Here is a 22,015-nt window from a genome sequence, read left to right on the forward strand (position 1 = left end):
TTACAGTTTTTTCGCTTTTTCAAGCACTTCGTCGATGTTGCCGCAGTACATAAATGCCTGCTCTGGGATGTCATCGTACTGACCATCAAGCAGCGCTTTAAAGCCTGCAATGGTGTCTTTTAGTGGAACGAATACACCCGGTTGACCCGTAAACACTTCAGCTACGTGGTAAGGCTGAGTTAGGAAACGTTCAACTTTACGAGCGCGAGATACCAAGCGCTTATCTTCTTCAGACAGTTCATCCATACCTAGGATGGCAATGATGTCTTTCAGCTCTTTGTAACGTTGCAGCGTTTGCTGAACTTTACGCGCTACATCGTAGTGCTCTTGACCAACCACTTGAGGATCAAGCTGACGTGATGTTGAATCCAGTGGGTCAATCGCTGGGTACAGACCCAAAGCAGCGATGTTACGAGATAGAACAACGGTCGCATCCAAGTGCGCAAACGTGGTTGCTGGCGATGGGTCGGTCAAGTCATCCGCTGGTACGTAAACCGCTTGGATAGACGTGATAGAACCATTCTTAGTCGACGTGATACGCTCTTGAAGCACACCCATCTCTTCTGCCAGTGTTGGTTGGTAACCTACCGCAGATGGCATACGACCAAGCAATGCCGATACCTCAGTACCTGCCAATGTGTAACGGTAAATGTTATCCACGAACAACAGTACGTCACGACCTTCATCACGGAAACGTTCTGCGATGGTCAAGCCTGTTAGCGCAACACGTAGACGGTTACCCGGTGGCTCGTTCATCTGACCGTAGACCATGGCTACTTTGTCGAGAACGCCCGCCTCCTTCATTTCATAGTAGAAGTCGTTACCCTCACGAGTACGTTCACCTACACCGGTAAATACCGACAAACCTGAGTGAGCTTTAGCAATGTTATTGATAAGCTCCATCATGTTTACCGTCTTACCTACACCCGCACCACCGAACAGACCGATCTTACCGCCCTTCGCGAACGGACAAATCAAGTCGATAACTTTAACGCCCGTTTCTAGTAGCGCAGTGCTGTTAGATTGCTCTTCGTAGCTTGGGGCATCACGGTGGATCTCGTAAGATACTTGCTCACCGATTGGACCACATTCATCGATTGGATGACCCAACACGTTCATGATACGACCGAGGGTTTCTTCACCCACAGGTACCGTGATTGGGTTGCCCGTAGATTCCACTTCTAGGCCACGTTTAAGGCCATCCGAAGAACCCATTGCGATACAGCGAACCACACCGCCGCCCAACTGTTGCTGAACTTCCAACATCAGTGAGCCATCGCTGCCATCGTTGATTTTCAGTGCATCGTAAACTTTCGGGCCTTTGCCTTGTTCGAACTCGACGTCGACCACCGCACCGATGACTTTGACGATTTTGCCAATACTCATAATTTAAACCTCAAATTCTCTCTCTAAACCGCTTGTGCGCCGGATACAATTTCACTCAACTCTTGAGTAATCGCCGCTTGACGCGCTTTGTTGTAAACCAGTTGTAGGTCTTCAATCAGTTGCGCTGCGTTATCAGTCGCGGCAGACATTGCCATCATCCGCGCGGCTTGTTCACAAGCGATACTCTCAACCACCCCCTGATAAACCAGTGATTCCACATAACGTTGAATCAGGTGGTTGAGAATGTCTTGAGGAGACTGCTCGTAGAGGTAATCCCAACGAGCCTCTTTATCACGTGAAATGTCTTCTTTCGGGAACGGCAGCATTTGCAATACCGTTGGTTTTTGCACCATAGTGTTTACAAATTGGTTGTAAACAAGGAACAAGCGGTCGATTTTGCCTTCGGAGTAGTGCTCCATCATGGCGTTAACCGCACCCAACATATCTTCCAGTTTTGGTGCATCACCAAGGCCAGAAGTCTGTGCCATTACTTTTCCGAGGGACTGGAAAAAGCTGATTGCTTTCGAACCAATGAGCGTCGTATCTACTTCAACGCCCTTCTCTTGCCAGTCCTGCATTTCTGCCAATACTTTTTTGAACAAGTTACTGTTCAGGCCACCACACAAACCTCGATCGGATGAGATGATGATGTAAGCCACTCGCTTCACTTCGCGTTCTTGAAGGAAAGGATGGCTGTACTCCAGCGTACCGGACGAGACGTGACCGATAACCTTACGCATGTTCTCCGCGTAAGGACGGGACGCCTGCATGTTCTCCTGCACTTTGCGCATCTTGCTGGCGGCGACCATTTGCATCGCACTCGTAATCTTTTGCGTGCTACTCACGCTAGCAATTTTGGTGCGAATCTCTTTGGTATTTGCCATAACGGACTCCTGTTAGTGGTCCTACGATTGCAGCGCAGTGAACTCTTTCAGCAAGCTGTGTAGCTCACTCTCGATCTCGTCGTCGTAATCACCGGATTGGTTGATCTTGTCCAGTAGCGGCTGCGCGTTTGTACGACCAAATGCCATCAACTCTTCTTCAAAACGAGAGATTTGGTTTAACGCGACATCAGTGAGGTAACCCTTCTCAGCTGCAAAGATCGCCAGTGCTTGCTCAGCAACCGTCATTGGTGCGTACTGCTTCTGCTTCATGAGTTCTGTTACTTTCTCACCGTGGTCAAGCTGACGACGTGTCGCTTCATCTAGGTCAGAAGAGAACTGAGCAAATGCGGCCAATTCACGGTATTGCGCCAACGCGGTACGAATACCACCCGACAGTTTCTTGATCACTTTAGTTTGCGCTGCACCACCTACACGAGATACCGAAATACCTGGGTCAACCGCTGGACGTAAGCCTGAGTTGAATAGCTGAGTTTGTAGGAAGATTTGACCATCGGTAATCGAGATTACGTTGGTTGGTACAAACGCCGATACGTCACCCGCTTGGGTTTCGATGATTGGCAGTGCAGTTAGAGAACCTGTTTTGCCTTTTACTTCACCGTTAGTGAATCGCTCTACGTATTCTTCGTTAACACGTGCTGCACGTTCTAGTAAGCGTGAGTGGAGGTAGAAAACATCACCCGGGAAGGCTTCACGACCTGGTGGGCGTTTTAGAAGTAGTGAGATTTGACGGTAAGCCACCGCTTGTTTTGATAGATCATCATAGACAATCAGCGCATCTTCACCACGGTCGCGGAAGTATTCGCCCATGGTACAACCTGCGTATGGCGCTAGGTATTGCAACGCTGCCGCTTCTGATGCTGACGCAACCACAACAATGGTGTTTTCTAGTGCGCCGTGCTCTTCTAACTTGCGAACCACGTTGGCAATGGTCGATGCTTTTTGACCAATTGCGACGTAAATACATTTAACGCCCAGTTCTTTTTGGTTGATGATAGCATCAATCGCCATCGCGGTTTTACCTGTCTGGCGGTCGCCAATGATCAACTCACGTTGACCACGACCGATTGGCACCATGGAGTCTACCGCTTTGTAACCGGTTTGGATTGGCTGGTCGACAGACTTACGGTCGATAACACCAGGGGCAATCACCTCAACTGGGTCCATACGGTCGAATGACACTGCGCCTTTACCATCGATTGGTTGACCTAGCGTGTTCACGACACGACCTAGCAAACCGTTACCGACTGGCACTTCAAGAATACGACCTGTGCCTTTTACCTTCATCCCTTCTGATAAGTCCGCATATGGGCCCATCACAACCGCGCCGACGGAATGACGCTCTAAGTTCAGTGCCAACGCAAAGCGGTTATCTGGCAGTTCTAGCATCTCGCCTTGCATAACGTCTGCAAGACCGTGAATTGTGATGATGCCGTCACTCACAGAGACGATAGTACCTTCATTTCTCGCTTCACTTTCGAGGTTGAAGTTGACAATTCGCTCTCTGATTAATTCACTGACTTCATTTGAATTTAATTGCATTTCTATACCCCGTTACACATGTAGGTTGGTCGCCAATCGGCTTAGGTTGGTGAGGACACTGCCGTCATACACGGTCTGCCCTGCTGTGATCACCACACCACCTACAAGGGATGGATCCAGTTGTGTTTCTAGTGTGATAGCTTTACCGTACTTTTCGGTTAATGCTTGTTTAAGCCTTGCCATCTGTTCCTCATCCAGAGGTTCTGAAACACGTACTGTTACTGTCATGGTTCGTTCGTAATCCGCTTTCATCTCTTGGAACTGAACGTTTACTTCACTGAGCGCTTTTAGGCGTTTGTTCTCTTCCATAATGCGAAGAAAATTCTCGAAGTTTTGATTCAACCATTCACCACCAGCATGAAGAATCAGATCCAACAATGGTTGTTCAGAACCGTCTTCATCAAGATCATTCAAGACCAGAAGCGTGTTAGGTTGTTCCAAGACCACTTGGGTAATCGCAAACATTTGTTGCCAATCGTCCAAGCATTCTGCATCGCGTGCGTAATCAAACGCCGCTTTTGCGTAGGGTTGAGCTACCACTGTCAATTCGGACATGTGCCCTCCTACATTTCGTTGATGAAGCGGTTCACCAAGTCGCGGTTGGCCGAGCTATCCAGATTGCGATTAATCAGCTTGCTGGCACTTTCAATCACCAGATCCGCCATTTCATCTTTCAGCTCTTGGCGAACTTTGCTGCGTTCGCTTTCCACTTCTGCTTTGCCTTCTGCGACAATGCGCGCTTTCTCTTGATTTGCCAGATCAACCGCTTCCGCAACCATCTGTTCTTGACGTTGCTTACCTTGGTTGATGATGGCTTGAGCTTTTGAGCGAGCTTCTGTCAGTAGCGCTTCACCATTCGCTTTTGCCAGTTCTAACTCTTGTGCTGCTTTTTCTGTTTGCTCAAGACCTTGGGCAATTTCAGCACGACGCTCATCAAGCAGTTTTACAAGTGGTGGCCAGACATATTTCATGCACAGCCAAACGAAAATCACGAAGGAGATCGCCTGACCAAACATTGAGGCATTTAAGTTCATAGCACCCTCTCTTCTATAACGTTATGAAAATTATTAATTCGAATTACGCTACAGCGAAGATGATGTACAAGCCGATACCAACACCGATCATTGGCACCGCGTCCACAAGACCCATCATGATGAAGAATTGAGTACGAAGCATTGGGGTCAAATCAGGTTGACGAGCCACACCTTCAAGGTATTTACCTGCAAGGTTACCGATACCTGCTGCGGCACCCGCTGCACCAAGACCGATCAGTAGTGCACCCGCCACGTAAAGAACTGCGCTAACGATATCCATAACAACTCCTAGAATTGAATTTTTTAATTAAGAAACAAGATTTTTGAAATTAATGCTCTTCAACAGCCATGCCGAGATAAACCACGGTCAGTACCATAAAAATAAATGCTTGAAGAACAACAATAAGAATGTGGAACAGTGCCCAAGGAACACTTAGTGCCCATTGCATCCACCACGGCATTAATGCAATTAGAATGAAGATCATTTCACCTGCATACATATTGCCAAATAATCGAAGACCTAAAGATATTGGTTTAGAAATTAACGTCACCAATTCAAGAACTAAGTTCACTGGATATAACAAAGGATGTGAAAATGGTTGAGTAGTTAACTCTTTAATAAAACCTTTCACGCCTTTGTTTTTAAACGTATAACCTAATACCAAAATAAATACGCCTAATGCCATCGACATCGTAATATTGACGTCGGCGGATGGTAAGTCACGGAAGTGTTCAACGCCTACAGCACGAGTAAGTGCAGGAATTAAATCAATCGGTAACAAATCTACGGCATTCATTAATAACACCCAAACAAATATTGTCATTGCTAAAGGACCAATTAACTTGTCCTTGGCTTGAAATATTTCTTTTACGATGTCATCGACGAACTCAAATATTATCTCGATCAAACACTGGAATCGTCCTGGTACTCCTTTCGTTCCTTTCGTCACCGCATAACGGAATGAAAGGATGAAAACGAGCCCCGTCAGCCAGACCATGATCATGGAATCAAGGTTAATTCCAAACCAACCGTCGCCGGCGGTGAGAAAGGTCAGGTGGTGCTCAATATATTCATGAGCGGACTGGACAGTCTCCATTTATGCCTTCCTTTCGAAGCGGTCTCTGAACAGCGGCGTTAAGAAGTGACCAAACATCGTCACACAAAAGCCTATCAGGACCACGATGTTGCGAAGAGCCATAAATCGAAACGTCAAAACAAACATCACAATGGTGTAAATGACTTTGATATTTCGACTCAGATGCATGAGGTCACGCAAACTCTCTTCTGGTTTCACCCTAGATTTAATGGACGCTAATACCATGCCGAATAGAGATGGAAGAATCGCGATAAGCACCCCAGTAATCGCTGACTCAGCACTGAGAGAGCCGCTTCGCATGTACTCATACGCGATGAATACCAGACCCAAAGTTGCTTGAGCAATCAGAATCCTCTTGCCTGCCACCAATATTGGATCGTCGTGAATATTAGCTTCCATAAATCACCCTTTAAAATAATTTCGAATTAAACTTCTGATAATTAAACTTCACAAAATAAAGCTGCCTAGTGACGAAGAATTATATTAAGATAAATTTAATACACAGAATTAAATTTAATCTGATAATTATTATTCACATATTTAAAAATCAAAACGGAATCACTCCGTATTTCCGTTTCCCCAGAAATATACACCGATAATTTTAATAATCTAAATCGAAAAACTTGCAAATTATCATTCCATTTTTGAAGTGTTATTTTATTTGAACAAACCAAAAATGAAATATACATTGATTAAGCCGTCTTTATCAGGGTTAAGACGAAAAGCTTGTCACATGGAAGTGACACTCCATCAGAAAGGAATTAAAGTGATTTTAGGTTATATATTTTCAAATATAGCAGTTGTAAATATATAACCGATTAATAAACCTGTTTAATATCGCAATGAAATATCTTTTAAATAGAAGCTTAAAAGATAAGAATTAAATATATTTGAAATATATTATTTCTTTACGTCAGTTGTAGCACGTCAAAATAGACATCCCATTTACTTATTGCGATTAAAAAGAACAAAAAAAGGACGCTGAATCAGCGTCCTTTTTCGTTTTTACTTCTTATTACTTGCCTGCTTATCGAGTTGCGGCAAGGCCTTTGGTATCGCCCACTTAAGGCGTTTTGGCTTCAGCGCTTGTATCCCTTTCCAAAGCGCATTCATCAAGCTTGCGTCCTCCTGCCCCTCTTGTAGGCGCTGTGAACGCTTCTGCCAAACGTCAGAGTCACTGGCTTTACTCATTTCAAGGCCACCCGTGTTGCTTCTCAGCTGCTTATACAAGCTTGCTCGAGCAGCGCCCCATCGATTCGCTTTTACCATTCGTCTGAACACTAACCATGGCGGCGTAGGACGAGAACGATAATAACGGTGAATGCTCAAGGCGGCGATAACGAGAACAAATAGCGTCACTGCGCTGCCAATCAACCAGCCAGAATAAGCTCTAGCAAAGGATTTAAATGTATGCTTGGCTTTGAAGGCCTCACCCTCAATCACCACTGTTTCCAGCTGTTTACTCTTGCTATTCCACCATTGGAACTTATGTTCAGGTAAGGTGAACTCACCGCCCTGTTGGATCACATACACGCTTTCTTCTATTCGACTCGATTGGTAATCGCCACGCGTTTGCTTATCGTCTAAGCGGTTTGGTTGAGGGTATGCTTGATAACTGGCAGTAGAATCATTGGATAACAAGCCTGGAAGCAATACTGACAAACTGTCTTGTGCATTGATCGTTATGGTGCGAGTGATTGCATCACCGACTTTCAGCTCATCGTTAGACGTTGTCCATTTCTGATCCACACTCACTTTAGTCGCGGTAAACCATGCAGAGTCATCACTGAGCAACCCAGAAGGCATAGACGCTTCAAACTTAATTGGCTGCGTATAAAGCGTACCAGCCACTTTCGAGCCATCAGTCGCAGAGACTTGCACACCAACAGCGACAGGTGGAATCACAAACTGACCCGAGGCTTGCGGATACAAAGTTATTTCCCAACGCTGACGAGACCACGTTTGCCCCCCTTTGCGCTCGATATAGTTGGTTGCTAATTGGTTACGCTGCTTTGCAATCACGTTAGGGATTTCTACGCTGCCAATGCGTGTACCACCTGTGAACCAACGAGGCGTTGCGACTTCGATGTACAAAATCACCTGCTCATTCACACTGAACTTAGGTGCTTCCTTAGTATCGGTCCCTGCTCCCTGCTTGCCAACCCAAGCTAATAGCTCTACGTCATTGCTGCGCTGCAAGTCTTGAATGTCTTGTGCGTTCGCCAAACCAGTAAAAAACAAAGTAAACACCATCAAGATAGTGCTTAAACGCCCAACCACGGAGTCAGCGCCAAGTTTGGATGCATTCATCATTGTGCTTGCTCCTCTTCTTGTTGTGGTTGCGGTTGTGGCTGCGTTTTCACGGGCTCACGCAGCTGAATTTGGAATTTAGCGCGCAAGAAGTACTTAGGATCGGCCTCTACACGTTTTAACCACTTATCCGCCAATTCTTGGCTACCAAGGATTTCGTTCGCATTGAGTTTCTCTTTCAGCATTAATTCAGCCGCGGTTTTTTCGTCTGCCCCATCTGCCGTTTGCGGGTTGTCACCCAGTTCAAACGACTCTTCGGGTCCGTCTGTTGTCCCCGCTTGGCTTTCACTGGTGCGATTAATCTCTTCGACAATGCCACCAATGACTTTTAGGTTGTGTTCGACGTCTGGTCGCAATTGCTCAATCAAGGTGTCTTTGTCTACCAGTGTTTGCAACAAATTACGCGCGGCCAAGTATTCACGTTGACGCGCCAACGCACTCGCAGCGTTGTACAAGCCATAGTCTTTTACTGCATCTGATGGATCGTTTTGCATCTCCAAGAAAGCGGTATGAGCCAGTTTGTATTCGCCTGCGTAGTAATAAGCTGTCCCTTTACGCAACGGATCTGTAAAGTGCTTTGCTGCCTCAAGGTATTCGTTTTTGTTGAACAAACGCTGTCCTTGCTGATTTGGGGTGAGCCATAAATCCCACCACCATTGAGACGCTTTATCCCAGACGGTTACCTCTTGCACCACTTCAGGCTTATCCGCTTTGAGCGAGACCGTTTCCGCCATAGCTTTTGGCGTCATAAACAAAGACGTTGACACCATCGCCACCACACACCATTGCACTAGCCAGCCTTTGCGGAACCAAAGCATCATAATGAGCGCAATTGGGAACAACAGTTGATAACCCATGTCTTTCCAAGGCATTGAGGATTCACCATTGAGTTGCATGTTTCGCTCAACAAAACGATTCAGCTTCTCTATGTCACTATTGTCTACCGTCACTTCCACAAGGCGTCCACCAGTCGCGCTGGCAAGATTGTTTAACGAGTCCAAATCGACCGGGTTGTTTGAAACAATGTCCGAGTTACCCGCAGCCAAGATAAGCAATTGATAAGGCTTGTCTGCAAAGTAGTTTTTGTAAGTGGTAATGGTTGCAGGGTTCACGCCATCCGTAACCAACAGAACCGTAGAACCCGGTTGGCCTTGTAATTGTTGGTCAATCAAAGGCAACGCCGTTTCAGCAAGTTTACCTTCAACTGGCATGATTTCTGGTGTTATCGCCGCTAGAAACGGTTCGAATACTTTGCTGTCCTGCGTCACAGGCATCGCGACATGAGCAGAACCCGCATACACAACCAACCCAGTGCTACCACCTTTTCGTGCAGCCAAGAGGTCACGGATCTTTTGCTTAGAGCGTTCCAAGCGGCTTGGCGGAAGGTCTTTTTGCAACATTGAATCGTTGTTGTCCAACACCACCAGCATGGAGGCTTTGTCTTCGCCAAACGGTGAAGCTTGGCGCTCCCAAGAAGGTCCGGCACAGATGATGATGGCAATCGCTACTATCACCATAAGCAGCTTAAGTGGCAGTTGTTTTCGCCAACCATAGTCGCCAATCGTTAAGGCTTTACGTAAGTGTTCTGGAAGAATGTCTTTCCAGCTTGGTTTGGATTCTTCTCGCCATCTTAACCAAAGCAAAAGAAACATTGGGATGAACGCCAATAGCCACATTGGACGAATGAAATGGAACTGTGTGACAAACTGTTCTAGCCCCATGCTAGAGAAAGGAGAATCAAACATGGCGCTCTCCTATTATGTTGCCTGCTTGTGCAGAACCTTCACTGTTAACGGATAGTCGACGACGCTTAAATGTCGCCAACGAGAACGCGGTTAAGTACATCGCAACCACCAAAGCCATTAAGTAATGATGCAAACTTTGCTTTGGGCGGTAAGTGGTACTTTCATAAAGCTGTGGCTCTAGCTTACCAATCTCATCATAGGCTTTAGCAAGTTCGTCACGGTTGAGCGCTTCAAATGCCTCACCTCCGGACTCTTTCGCAATACGTTTGATCGTATTCATATCTAGTGCAGTTTCACCCACGGTTTGTGGATCACCCATGGCAATCACGTGGATACGTACATCTTTGGCTTTCGCTACTTTCGCCGCATCAATCGGTTCAACGAAGCTTCCCGTGTCATTACCATCCGTTAGAACAATGGCGACTTTTTCTTTGCTCTCTTCAACGTCGGTACGCGACTTTTCGCTTTGCTCAAACACCTTAATCGCCAAACCAATTGCATCACCTAAGTGGGTACTCTGCCCAGCCATCGACACATCCGTTTGGTTAAGCAGTTCTAACCACACTTTTTGATCGGGCGTGAACGGGGTTTGCACAAATGCCGCATCGCCAAACAAGATCAAGCCTAAGCGGTCGCCTTTGCGCGTTTTGGCAAAGTCGCTCAACACTTCTTTGGCGGCATCAAGGCGAGCGATCTTTTCTCCGGTTTTGGATGTAAAGTCTTGCTCTGCCATTGAGCCAGACAAATCGACTACAACCATGACATCACGCCCTAAGCTTTCACGCACCTGTGGCTCGCCAAGTACTGTCGGCTTTGCCATTGCGGTCACGACCAAAAGCCAAGAGATAATGAGCGTTGCGCGCTGCCACCAGCTCGGAGTAAGTTGGCTTGCGCCTTCTGATGGGGTTTCACCAATGGCGTCCACAAGCTGACTAAAGAACGGCACTTTGATGGCCATTTGTTTGGTGCGGTAAGCTGGGACGAGGAAATACACTACTAAAGGCAGCGGTAAGATGATGAACCAAAGCGGATGCTCAAATTCAAAGCTGCTCATACCAAGCCATGAGGCAAGAAGATCACCCATGGCGACCTCCTTTTAATGCACGCGCTTTGTAGGCAAGCGTGCGCTTTTCAATGTTGTGAGCGTTCTCATCGTGCTCTTTCACCCACTCAGATGCGCGTTCAAGAAGTTGTAAACGCTCTGATTTTTCCAGTTCAACACTTGGGTCAACGATACTTTGCAGCCAACGCTTCGAGACTTCGTCATCAAACATTTTATGCTTAGGGTTAAGCTCATCTAACTTGCGCAGGAACGCGGTATCAAACAAGCGAGCATGAGAGCTATCAAGATGAATCAAGACGATTTTCAGAATCGAGAACAGCGCTTTCGGCATACTGGCGTCATCTGGTGTTAAACGAGAAATCGCTTCAATGGCTTCTTTGCGGTAACGGTTATCCCACCAATGGTGTGCCAAGCGGTAGCCTAAATACATAAGTACAATCGCGCCAACGACAGCAAGGATCTTCCAACCGAGGGTTTGTGGTACCCAGCTGACGCTTTCTGGTACCGCGACGTCATGCAGCTCACGCAGAATATACGTGCTTGGAGGCGTGTGTAAGTCTGTCATTTATCGGCCTCCAACGAGTTTTTGGAATTGAGTAATGTGCTCACCTGTTGTATCGATTTCGATATGAGGCAGCTTTTTGATTGCCATGAGTTGTGCCAGTGATTGACGTTGTAACTGAGCTTTCTCAACCAAACTGGCGCTGGCTGCATCGACTTTGGCTTTACTGTCTAAATTGAGCTGGTAACGACCATCACCAATCACCCATTTCACTTTCGCCAAATCTTGCGGAAGCGACTGCTCTAAAGGATCGCTTACCATCACCGCGAGAACATCGTTGTGCTGTTGAAGCTGCTTAAGGTGATCTAGGTGGTGCTCTTCGCAATCACGCCAATCACTGATGAAAATCAGCGTGGATTGTTTTAGCTTCATCCGTTTGATGAGCTCAATCCATTTACTGAACGTCACTTTGTCTGAATCTAACGAGTCAACATTTAAGCGCTGGTTGGCTTGAGAGAGTCGTTTCAGTTGAGCGAGCAAATCGTTCTGGGAACGCTGAGCTTTGCTGTGATATAGAGCAGAGTCAGAGGCGATAACAAATCCGACTCGGTCACCATCTTTCAATACTCGCCAACCGCACATAGCCGCGACTTCAGCAGCAACAACAGATTTCATGACCTCAGTTGAAGCGAAAAACATCGCACTGCGCTGATCAACACAAACAATCACATTGCGGTCTTTTTCTTCGGTGTAACTGCGCACATGAGGCTTGCCTGTGCGCATGGTGACTTTCCAATCGAGGTTTCGGATGTCGTCCCCTAGCTGGTAGTGACGCAGCTCTTCGAAGTTCAGACCACGCCCACGGAATAATGAGTTGTGCCGCCCAGAAAGCACACTGCCCGCTTTTAAATGAGGCAGTAAACTGAAGGATTCGGCTTGCGCTTGTAAACGCACCAATCGTGAGTAATCGCAATACAAGCGAGGATCGAGCCCTTGGGATTGAGGAGCAAGCGTTGGCTTTGCCATAGTCCCTCCCGCTTATCCGATTTCTACACAATCAAGCAACTCTTGCACTACACGTTGATGATCAACACCATCGGCAAGCGCATCGTAAGAAAGTGAGAAGCGATGTCCCAGCACCGAAGGTACCATGGCACGCACGTCATCAGGCGTTACATGGTCACGCCCTTGTAGCCACGCATAAGCGCGCGCACATTTGTCTAAGGCAATTGAGGCGCGAGGACTTGAGCCAATTTCAATCCATTTTTGTAGTTGGGAATCGGCGTAACGCTCTGGTTTACGTGTCGCCATCACAAGCGCCACAATGTAGTTCTCGACCAAATCGGAAACAGTAATGTTTGGTAATTGGCGTCGCGCTTCAATGACGAGTTCTGGCTCAATGTGTTTTGGTGTCACTAATTCACTACTGGTTTCTGAACCCAACTCTTCACTTCGCACTAAACGAATAATGTCACGCTCTGCTTCATCTTCTGGGTAGTCGACGGTCACTTTCATAATAAAGCGGTCCATCTGCGCTTCTGGCAATGGGTAAGTACCCTCTTGTTCCACTGGGTTTTGAGTTGCAAGCACCATGAACAACTCAGGCAAGACGTGGGTCTTATCACCCACCGTGATCGTACCTTCTGCCATCGCTTCTAGCAGTGCAGCTTGTACTTTTGCTGGCGCACGGTTTACCTCATCCGCCAACACAATGCTGTTGAAGATTGGTCCCGGTTGGAAGTGCAACTGAGGCTTACCATCCAACTCTTGGTACACTTCGGTACCTGTTACGTCTGAAGGTAATAAGTCGGGAGTAAACTGAATACGACCAAAGCTGGTGTTAAGAAGGTTCGCAAGCGACTTTACCGAGCGCGTTTTTGCCGTTCCCGGTAAGCCCTCTAAAAGTACGTGACCATTGGTCAGTAACCCTATCACCAAAGCCTGAACCACATGGCTTTGTCCAATGACGCTTTTTTCAGTTTGTTCGATTAATTCATTAATGGCTTGTTGTGCGTGGTTCATGGTGTGCCCTCAAAATGCATAGTTTTTGCTGTGTACATCCTACTCACTAGCCCTATAACTATTGGTTATAAACTTAATACCTAACTAATTTGTAACCATTTATAGCCAATAGCTTATCGCCAATATTAGTTTGAAATAGTAGCTCGTAATTGCTCAATCACCTTCGGCGGAGCCACCTCGGCAAGCTGCTTAATACATTGCTCAAAAGCAAAAGCTACGGCCCCTTGTTTATAGTTGCGTGCTAACACTTCACACTCGGCGTACAAATGCTGTGGATTTCCACCCACTTGGTAGGCGGTGTTCAGTGCCTTACTTGCCGCAAGTATGTCGCTCTTCTCTAACGCCAAGCCATACACATACCAATACTGCGGGTTATGCTCTGCCGCTTCAGCCGCTTGTTTCAAATATTGGTTTGCCTTAGCGCTATCTCCAACACGAAGCCATGCCAAACCAGCGCTGTAAGGCAATGCACTCGACTTTGGCTGAGCTTCAATCCCTGCCATCAAGGTTTCTAATGCTTTTTTGTCGTTACCTTGTGCACGGTACAAATCCGCTAAGTTGGCGTAACTGTTCTCAAAATAAGGCTCTATTTCAATGGCTTTTTGATAAGACGCAATGGCTTTGTCTGTTTCACCAAGGTCTCGATAGACATTCGCTAAGTTGGTTCGCCCAAAGCCTCGATCCGCATTGAAACGCTGGATTTCCAAATAGTCTTCCAACGGCTGTTTGATCTTGTCGCGTTGCAGCGGATTCATTTCTGGATAATGACGAACCAAAGCACTCGCTGCTTCAGCACGAACGGACAACACTGGGTCTGTTAGTAATGGTTCAAGAATTTGCCAGCGGTCGTTGAACTCATACCCAGACGACCCAGCAACAGCCCCAAGACGAATCATGTCGCTTTCATGCTTCACCGCGCGAGCCAGAGATACCAAGGTATTTTGACCGGTATTGCCCCCCATACGCTCCAGCGCGGAGGCACGAATAATGTCACTCAACGATGAGTCTTGAGAGGAATACGCTAACGCATCAGGCGCACCACGATGACCAATAGAATCGGCGTAGAATGCCACTGCAAAGTGTTGTTGATTGCGGTATTTCGAATTCGGGAACCATTCGCCTATTTTCTTATCTGCCCACTGGTTGGTTTCGTCTTCATGGCATGATGTACAGACGTTTGGCGTATTGATGTGTTGGCTTAGATCCGGACGTGGCACATGCCAGCTGTGGTCACGACGCGGGTCAACTTGCATGTAGGTCGTTTCTGGCATGTGACAAGTGGTACATTGAGACGCCTCGGTATTTGCCTCATGGAAAGTGTGATTTTCCGGCGTGTAGTCAGACGCAATATGGCACTGAGCACAAACCGTTTCTTCAGGGATTTTTAGCTCTGCGGTATGAGGGTCATGACAGTTGGTACAGGTTACCCCTTTCTCTGCCATGGCAGACTGCAAAAATGAACCGTAGACGTAATCTTCGTCATAGATCTGACCATCGTGATAATAGAGCTCTGGTGAAATTAAGCTAAGACGATATTTATCTAGGAACGAACCTTTAACGTGGTCTGCACTTTCATTTAACTGTGTACGACGACTATGGCACTGCGCACAGGTTTGAACTTGATGGGTCATAACGATTTCTTTTGGCTGGAGCGTACTGTGCCCTTCTTCGTAGACCCATTCTTTTACTGCCATACCTAAATCTCGGTCAAAACCATAATGGTTCGCTGAGGCGATGGTATTCCCAGATTTTTCAGCTTGTTTGGCAAGCTCTACGTGTTCACTGGCTGGACCATGGCATGCTTCGCAACCGACATTGATTTCTGACCACGTGGTTGAATACGTATTGGCTTTGGCATCGTAGTTCTTTTCTAAATTGGTAGAATGGCAATCGGCACACATGAAGTTCCAATTTTGCCCCGTGTTTGTCCAGTAGAACTCGTCTGTTGGGGTGGTATCTGGGTAAAGATGGAACCAGCGCTGCCCGCCCTCTTCTTTAGTTCTTGAATCCCATGCGAATGGAATGAGCTGCACACGTCCGTCTTCGAACTCCACCATGTATTGTTGAAGTGGATCCCACGCAAAGGTGTAGCTGATTTTGTAATCATGCCACTCATCATCAGGCCCTTGAATATTGACCCAATACTCTTCCCCTTTTCGATAGAAGCGATTTGGCTTCCCGTTGAATGTAAACGTGTGATCATTAAAGTCACCCAATATGGACTGTGCATCAGCATGTCTCATCGCCATATCGTGATGAGAACCTTGCCACGCTTGGGTTTCTTTTTGGTGACAATCTACACAAGCGTCACTGCCTACGTAAGTTAACGTTGAAGATTGGTTTGATTGCGGCATTTCCTGTGCAAACAGAGAAAAACTGACGAGCGCTGCAAGGCCGATTAAGGCCTGCTTCCAACTTGCCCACTGAGTCATAGCTTTCCTTGTGTGATTATTTTTATTCTCTGATCAAAGATAGGAGTGTTTTTTCTTTTTAGACAAGCAATTACACGAGTTTTAAGAAAAACTGAAACGAGGCGCAAAAAAAGAGGCTCCGAAGAGCCCCAACGTTTAGTTGCAATCAATCTATTTATTGTGACTTTCTTGCAGTTTCTCCATCACTTGATCAAGTGAGAAGCTTGCTGCTTTCTGTCTTGGTGGGAATTCTTGGAACGTTTCTAAGAATTTGCCCACGTATGCCTGCGCAGGAACAAGCATGTACGCATGGTCGATCAACCAATCGTAGTAAGTGTTCGACGTAATATCGGCCACTTCGTATGGGTCCATACGTAGGTTGAAGATCTTAGGCACACGTAATGGAGTAAACGGTTCAGCCCAAATTTGTAACGTACCTTTCGCGCGCTGCTCTAGGAATACGATCTTCCAGTTACGGAAACGCAATGAACTCAAATCACCATCATCTGTGAAGTAGAAAATTTCTTCACGCGGCCCTTTCTCTTCCTTACCAGTTAGATAAGGCAAGAAGTTGTAGCCATCAAGGTGGTTTTTGAATGTCTTGTCACCCGCTGTATAACCTTTCAGGAGCTTCTCTTTGATTTGATCATCACCCGCGGCTGCCAAGAACGTTGGCATCCAGTCCATATGGTGCATGATCTCATTAGAAACACTTCCCGGTTCAATTTTACCCGGCCAGCGAACCATTGCTGGAACACGGAATGCCCCTTCCCAGTTGGTGTTTTTCTCACCACGGAATGGGGTTGTACCTGCATCTGGCCACGAGTTCATATGTGGGCCGTTATCGGTAGAGTAAAATACGATGGTGTTGTCTTGAATGCCTAGGTCATCTACTTTCTTCAAAAGCTGACCCACGTGGTTATCGTGCTCAACCATACCGTCGGCATAGAAGCTGATGCCTGTTTTACCTAGATTGCCTTCTTTGACGTGAGTACGGAAGTGCATGCGAGTTGCGTTCCACCAGACGAAAAACGGCTTGTCTGCTTTCACCGCACGATCCATGAAATCAAGCGCCGCGTCTAACGTTTCTTCATCTACCGTTTCCATACGCTTGCGCGTTAACGGACCGGTATCTTCAATCTTGCCATCAGCAAAAGACTTGATCACACCTCGAGGACCAAATTTCTTACGAAACTCGGGATCTTTCGGATAATCCACATTCTCTGGTTCTTCCTCGGCGTTCAAGTGATAAAGGTTGCCAAAAAATTCGTCGAAGCCGTGGTTAGTTGGAAGGTGTTCATCTTTATCGCCTAAGTGATTTTTGCCGAACTGCCCCGTCATGTAGCCGAGTGGTTTGAGCATTTCAGCAATCGTCGCATCTTCTGCTTGTAAACCCAGATCCGCGCCTGGGAGGCCTACCTTACTCAAGCCCGTTCGCAGTACTGTTTGACCAGTAATAAAGGTGGAACGGCCTGCGGTACAAGATTGCTCACCGTAATAGTCAGTGAACATCATGCCTTCTTTTGCAATCCTATCAATGTTTGGAGTTTTGTAACCCATCAAACCAAATGTATAAGCGCTGATATTAGATTGACCGATATCATCACCCCAGATGACCAGAATATTCGGTTTTTCTGCTGCGATACTGCTACTTGTCGCGCCGATAAAAGCAGCGGCAAGAATCGCTAATCGGCGCTTAACGCCATAATTCGCTGTCATATAAACCTCTGTCCGTATTAGAAAAGTACATCCTGCACACAAACATATAGCTCACAAAATAGGCTATTGCGAATCCGGTAGCATAATTAGATGCCAACTCAAACTAAGGCCTTATAAGGTCATCAAAAGAGTGGGTTTACGTGACCTGTGTCCCGCTTCAGTTTTCCGCACAAATTTCAAGGTTGAAGCATTTAACTGATAAAACAACAAGTTATTTCACTGCATAACTTATGGTTATAAACACTATAAAGCGACATTCTTCAATCGCATCATTAACTTATTAGCCAACGAAGCATGGGCGGTACCTAGGCTTCTTTTCCAACTTACAACCAATTTGGAGTTTTTATGGCTAACCAAATGAGCAAGCTGGCTGTCGGTCTCGGCGTACTGGCAACCTCAAGCGCAGCAGTGGCGGCAGACAAACCAAACATCCTAGCGATCTTTGGTGATGATGTTGGTTACTGGAACATCAGTGCATACAACCAAGGTATGATGGGTTACGAAACCCCGAATATCGACCGTATTGCAAACGAGGGTGCACTGTTTACTGATCATTACGGTCAGCAATCTTGTACTGCAGGCCGTGCAGCATTTATCACAGGCCAAGAACCGTTCCGTACTGGCTTGCTTACAATCGGTATGCCAGGCTCTACACACGGTATCCCGGATTGGGCGCCAACTATTGCAGACCTGCTGAAAGAGCAAGGTTATATGACGGCCCAATTTGGTAAGAACCACTTGGGTGACCAAGACCAGCACTTGCCAACTAACCACGGTTTCGACGAGTTCTTCGGTAACCTTTATCACCTCAACGCTGAAGAAGAACCAGAAACTTACTACTACCCGAAAGATCCTGAGTTCCGTAAAAACTACGGTCCTCGTGGTGTAATCAAGTCTTTTGCTGACGGTAAGATTGAAGATACAGGTCCAATGACGCGTAAGCGTATGGAGCACGCGGATGAAGAGTTCCTAGAAACCTCATTGGCGTTCATGGAAAAAGCCGTGAAAGCTGACAAGCCTTTCTTCATCTGGCACAACACCACTCGTATGCACGTTTGGACACGTTTACAAGAGAAGTACCAAGGTAAATCAGGCATCAGTATCTACGCTGACGGTATGCTAGAACACGATGATCAAGTAGGTATTCTACTGGACAAACTTGATGATCTTGGTGTGGCTGATAACACCATCGTAATCTACTCAACGGATAACGGTGCAGAAACCGTGTCTTGGCCTGATGGCGGTGCAACACCGTTCCACGGTGAGAAAGGTACAACATGGGAAGGCGGTATGCGTGTTCCTCAGCTTGTTCGTTGGCCAGGCGTGATTGAACCAGGCACGAAGATCAATGAAATGATGGCACACCAAGACTGGCTACCAACTCTAATGGCTGCAGCCGGCGTTCCTGACGTGAAAGAGAAGCTAGCGAAAGGCTACAAAGCGAACGGTAAAGACTGGCGCGTACACATTGATGGTTACAACTTCATGCCTTACTTCCAAGGTAAAGAAGAGAAAGGTCCTCGTGAGTCACTGCTTTACTTCACTGCTAATGGCGAGCTAAACGCAGTTCGTTGGAACGACTGGAAACTGCACTTCGCGACCCTAGAAGGTAACATTACCGATGCCGTTCGTTTCTCTCCAAACTGGCCGAAGATCATCCACCTGCGTGCTGACCCATTCGAGAAAGCACCGCACGAATCTGGTATGTACCTACGCTGGATGGCAGACAACATGTGGTTGTTCGTACCAATCCAAGACGTACTTGGTGACTTCTTCAAGACACTGCCAGATTACCCAATGCAGCAAGGTCAAATGATGAACCCTGCATCTATCAGCTACCAATCTCTTGGCCTACAAGGCAAGATGAAGCAGCTAGAGCAACTTCAACAAGAAGTTAAGAAAATGAAATAGTTTCTTTTACTACTACCGAAAAAACCCACCAGCCTTGGTGGGTTTTCTTTTTGTGGCAACTTTACATCGCCTCAGCATAAAACTTCCAAATATGTCGCAATTTAACGATACGATTGAAGTAACGAGCGACCTTCTTATTGACCAGATTGATTGTTACCCGGGAATTATTGATAATAATTTACATTATCAATAATTAATCATATTCCATTATGTTCAGCCCAATACTAAACGATATTCATATAAAGCCATTTAGATCTTCGAGCCCACCCTCTCCCGCTCCATCAATTTTATTGGCCGAAGATGACCCAGACCTGAACCTACAGCTGACAGAGCTTCTTAAAGCACAGTGCTACGACGTTGTGTCAATGCTTGAGGGAGACACCGCGTTAAAGGCATTCCAACAACAAGCCTTCGACTTGGTCATTCTGGACGTTAACTTACCCAACCTAGACGGCTTTGAAGTACTCAATGTGATTCGCTCGCAGTCACAAACCCCGGTTGTCATGCTTACCGCTTACGGTGCAGAAGAATATCGAATTCAGGGGCTTAAATGTGGTGCCGACGATTACATCACTAAACCCTGTAACTTCACGGAAGTGAGTTTACGCATTGAAGCGATTTTGCGTCGTACTCAACTTATACAGCAGCCCAACTCCCCCACACAATTGAGTGAAAGAGAACTGCTGCTCGATAAACTAAATCACACGGTCAATATACATCGTCGCCCTGAGATGACCCCAATTCAGCTGACCCCTATTCAATTCAAACTTCTGTGGACCTTGGTCGAGCAACGTGAAGAAGTTTTGAGTAAACCCTTCCTCTATCAAACGGTTTTAGAACGTCAGTTCAGCCAATACGATCGCGCGCTCGACATGCATCTAAGCCGTGTGCGTAAGCGTCTTATTGCTGAGGGTATGTCGAACGACCGAATCCAAACCGTGCATGGTAAAGGATATATTTTTAAATGAAAAAGATGCTGTTTTGGCGATTGTTTGTCGTCTTATCCCTGGGCGTGGTGATCTTTTTCTCCTTGATTCACAGCGCAGCCATTCTCTCCAACGAGAAAATGAGCTATTTGAAAAAATCTCACCGCCAACAAATTTTAGACTGGGGACATACCGCACAAACCTATGTAGACCAACAAGATTGGCAAGGACTGGACATCTGGTTAGAACAGCTCGCCATTGATGAGTCCACATGGGCGACCGTGCTGCAATCCCGCCTTGACGTAAAAGGGGGAAACCCACTCAACGAGCGTTTTTGGCAAGGCTATGGTATTGGCCGAAGCGTTGAATGGAAGATCCATCTCGATTTTCCAGACAACCCGATAATGGAAGTCCCTCTATCCCCTTCCGGATACCACTTTTTGATTCTGTTACCTGACCGGATGAGACCGGGAACCTACATGTCTCACGCGTTTTGGTTGTTTCGCTTCGTTATTCCCTTTCTTTCTCTACTCGCACTGACTGTTTATTTGTACCGCTATGTCATGCGCCCGTTACAGCAATTCCACCGCGCAAGCCAAGCTTTCAGTCAAGGCGATTACTCAGCGCGAATTGGTCAGACTATGAAGTTGGGCAATGATGAAATCAGCCAAGTAGCACGCACCTTCGATTATATGGCAGAGCGCACATCGGGTGTGATTCGCCACAATCGTAACCTTATTGCCGATATGTCCCACGAGATACGCACTCCACTCGCTCGAATTGAGATGGCCATTGATTGTGTAGATAAGAATATCGAACGTGAACAAATGTTGGAGCGAATCAAAAGCGATACCCACAAAATGCGCACGACCGCAGAAGACACACTCACACTAGCATGGATTGAAAACGAGCAACCAAATCTTAGGACAGAGGAATTTGACTTAGCTGAACTGGTTGAAATCATCGTCGAAGATGCCCGATTCGAGTACTCAGATAGACAGATATCACTACATCAAGACGAACCATTACCCATCCAACACTCCAATCAAATGGCTCTCAGTCAAGCATTGGAAAACGTCATTCGTAATGGCCTAAGATACACCCAACCCGATGAGATACTCGAAGTTCGAATACTAAACTGCCTCGAACATTATCAAATCCTCATCATTGATTCTGGCCCAGGTATAGACCCGAGTTTATACCAACAGATATTCAAACCTTTCTTCAAGGCCAACAATCAAGTCGTATCCCGAAAAGGCTTTGGTGTTGGATTGGCATTGGCGAAACGACACATTGAAGCGGTTGGCGGCAAGATCGTTGCATACAACGCACATGTGCAAGGTTTAACTATGGATATTACCTTGCCTAAGCGAGTTTAACGCCTGCTGACTACAAGGATTGTAACAGTTGTAAAAGTCGTTTACTCAGAGTGGAAGAATCACCAA

General features: G+C 46.5%; 19 protein-coding genes. 3 read left to right on the top strand and 16 right to left on the bottom strand.

Features of this window, described 5'->3' with window-relative positions; all coding sequences use genetic code 11:
- The 16 genes from atpD to KIO97_RS13530 form a co-directional block, all read right to left on the bottom strand.
- The gene (atpD, locus tag KIO97_RS13455; RefSeq protein WP_005431749.1) at positions 1–1,386 is read right to left on the bottom strand and encodes a F0F1 ATP synthase subunit beta; all 1,386 of its coding nucleotides are present in this window, start codon (positions 1,384–1,386) and stop codon (positions 1–3) included.
- A gap of 23 nt (positions 1,387–1,409) precedes the next feature.
- Positions 1,410–2,270 carry a F0F1 ATP synthase subunit gamma gene (atpG, locus tag KIO97_RS13460; protein ID WP_005431811.1) on the bottom strand — a complete coding sequence of 287 codons (861 nt, stop codon included), beginning with the start codon at positions 2,268–2,270 and terminating at the stop codon, positions 1,410–1,412.
- 21 nt (positions 2,271–2,291) lie between these two features.
- A complete protein-coding gene (atpA, locus tag KIO97_RS13465) occupies positions 2,292–3,830 on the bottom strand; it encodes a F0F1 ATP synthase subunit alpha (RefSeq protein WP_285382940.1) in 1,539 nt (512 codons plus the stop codon).
- 12 nt (positions 3,831–3,842) lie between these two features.
- Positions 3,843–4,385 (bottom strand): F0F1 ATP synthase subunit delta, encoded by a 543-nt coding sequence (locus KIO97_RS13470; RefSeq protein WP_005431763.1) that lies wholly within the window; start codon positions 4,383–4,385, stop codon positions 3,843–3,845.
- Positions 4,386–4,393: 8 nt separating this feature from the next.
- On the bottom strand, positions 4,394–4,864 hold the full coding sequence (locus KIO97_RS13475; RefSeq protein WP_005431830.1) for a F0F1 ATP synthase subunit B: 471 nt from the start codon (positions 4,862–4,864) through the stop codon (positions 4,394–4,396).
- A 43-nt stretch (positions 4,865–4,907) separates the two neighbouring features.
- Positions 4,908–5,144: a F0F1 ATP synthase subunit C gene (atpE, locus tag KIO97_RS13480; protein WP_004727739.1), complete on the bottom strand. Its 237-nt coding sequence runs from the start codon at positions 5,142–5,144 to the stop codon at positions 4,908–4,910.
- A 49-nt stretch (positions 5,145–5,193) separates the two neighbouring features.
- The gene (gene atpB, locus KIO97_RS13485; protein ID WP_285382942.1) at positions 5,194–5,961 is read right to left on the bottom strand and encodes a F0F1 ATP synthase subunit A; all 768 of its coding nucleotides are present in this window, start codon (positions 5,959–5,961) and stop codon (positions 5,194–5,196) included.
- Entirely contained in the window at positions 5,962–6,360 is a 399-nt protein-coding gene (locus KIO97_RS13490) for an ATP synthase subunit I (protein ID WP_285382944.1), read from the bottom strand.
- Positions 6,361–6,966: 606 nt separating this feature from the next.
- A complete protein-coding gene (locus KIO97_RS13495) occupies positions 6,967–8,274 on the bottom strand; it encodes a BatD family protein (protein WP_285382946.1) in 1,308 nt (435 codons plus the stop codon).
- A complete protein-coding gene (locus KIO97_RS13500; protein ID WP_285382948.1) occupies positions 8,271–10,016 on the bottom strand; it encodes a VWA domain-containing protein in 1,746 nt (581 codons plus the stop codon). The genes KIO97_RS13495 and KIO97_RS13500 overlap by 4 nt, the downstream gene beginning before the upstream one ends.
- Complete coding sequence (locus KIO97_RS13505; protein WP_285382950.1) at positions 10,009–11,100, bottom strand: VWA domain-containing protein; 1,092 nt, start codon at positions 11,098–11,100, stop codon at positions 10,009–10,011. The genes KIO97_RS13500 and KIO97_RS13505 overlap by 8 nt, the downstream gene beginning before the upstream one ends.
- Positions 11,093–11,644 (bottom strand): DUF4381 domain-containing protein, encoded by a 552-nt coding sequence (locus KIO97_RS13510; protein ID WP_285382952.1) that lies wholly within the window; start codon positions 11,642–11,644, stop codon positions 11,093–11,095. Before KIO97_RS13510 ends, KIO97_RS13505 begins: the two co-directional genes overlap by 8 nt.
- On the bottom strand, positions 11,645–12,607 hold the full coding sequence (locus tag KIO97_RS13515; protein WP_285382954.1) for a DUF58 domain-containing protein: 963 nt from the start codon (positions 12,605–12,607) through the stop codon (positions 11,645–11,647).
- Positions 12,608–12,619: 12 nt separating this feature from the next.
- Entirely contained in the window at positions 12,620–13,603 is a 984-nt protein-coding gene (locus KIO97_RS13520; RefSeq protein ID WP_038892350.1) for a MoxR family ATPase, read from the bottom strand.
- 125 nt (positions 13,604–13,728) lie between these two features.
- Entirely contained in the window at positions 13,729–16,035 is a 2,307-nt protein-coding gene (locus KIO97_RS13525) for a tetratricopeptide repeat protein (protein ID WP_285382955.1), read from the bottom strand.
- Between the two features lie 150 nt (positions 16,036–16,185).
- Positions 16,186–17,733 (bottom strand): arylsulfatase, encoded by a 1,548-nt coding sequence (locus KIO97_RS13530; RefSeq protein WP_005431765.1) that lies wholly within the window; start codon positions 17,731–17,733, stop codon positions 16,186–16,188.
- A gap of 345 nt (positions 17,734–18,078) precedes the next feature.
- Here KIO97_RS13530 and KIO97_RS13535 point away from each other — a divergent pair, with 345 nt between their 5' ends.
- The 3 genes from KIO97_RS13535 to KIO97_RS13545 all read left to right on the top strand — a co-directional run bounded on the left by KIO97_RS13535 (position 18,079) and on the right by KIO97_RS13545 (position 21,949).
- A complete protein-coding gene (locus tag KIO97_RS13535) occupies positions 18,079–19,644 on the top strand; it encodes an arylsulfatase (RefSeq protein WP_005431821.1) in 1,566 nt (521 codons plus the stop codon).
- 209 nt (positions 19,645–19,853) lie between these two features.
- Entirely contained in the window at positions 19,854–20,612 is a 759-nt protein-coding gene (locus KIO97_RS13540) for a response regulator transcription factor (protein ID WP_306417173.1), read from the top strand.
- Positions 20,609–21,949, top strand: a complete 1,341-nt coding sequence (locus KIO97_RS13545; RefSeq protein ID WP_285382959.1) for a sensor histidine kinase — start codon at positions 20,609–20,611, stop codon at positions 21,947–21,949. The genes KIO97_RS13540 and KIO97_RS13545 overlap by 4 nt, the downstream gene beginning before the upstream one ends.
- The last annotated feature ends 66 nt before the right edge of the window (positions 21,950–22,015 follow it).

The sequence above is a fragment of the Vibrio sp. B181a genome, assembly GCF_030248375.1.
Classification (GTDB): domain Bacteria; phylum Pseudomonadota; class Gammaproteobacteria; order Enterobacterales; family Vibrionaceae; genus Vibrio; species Vibrio campbellii.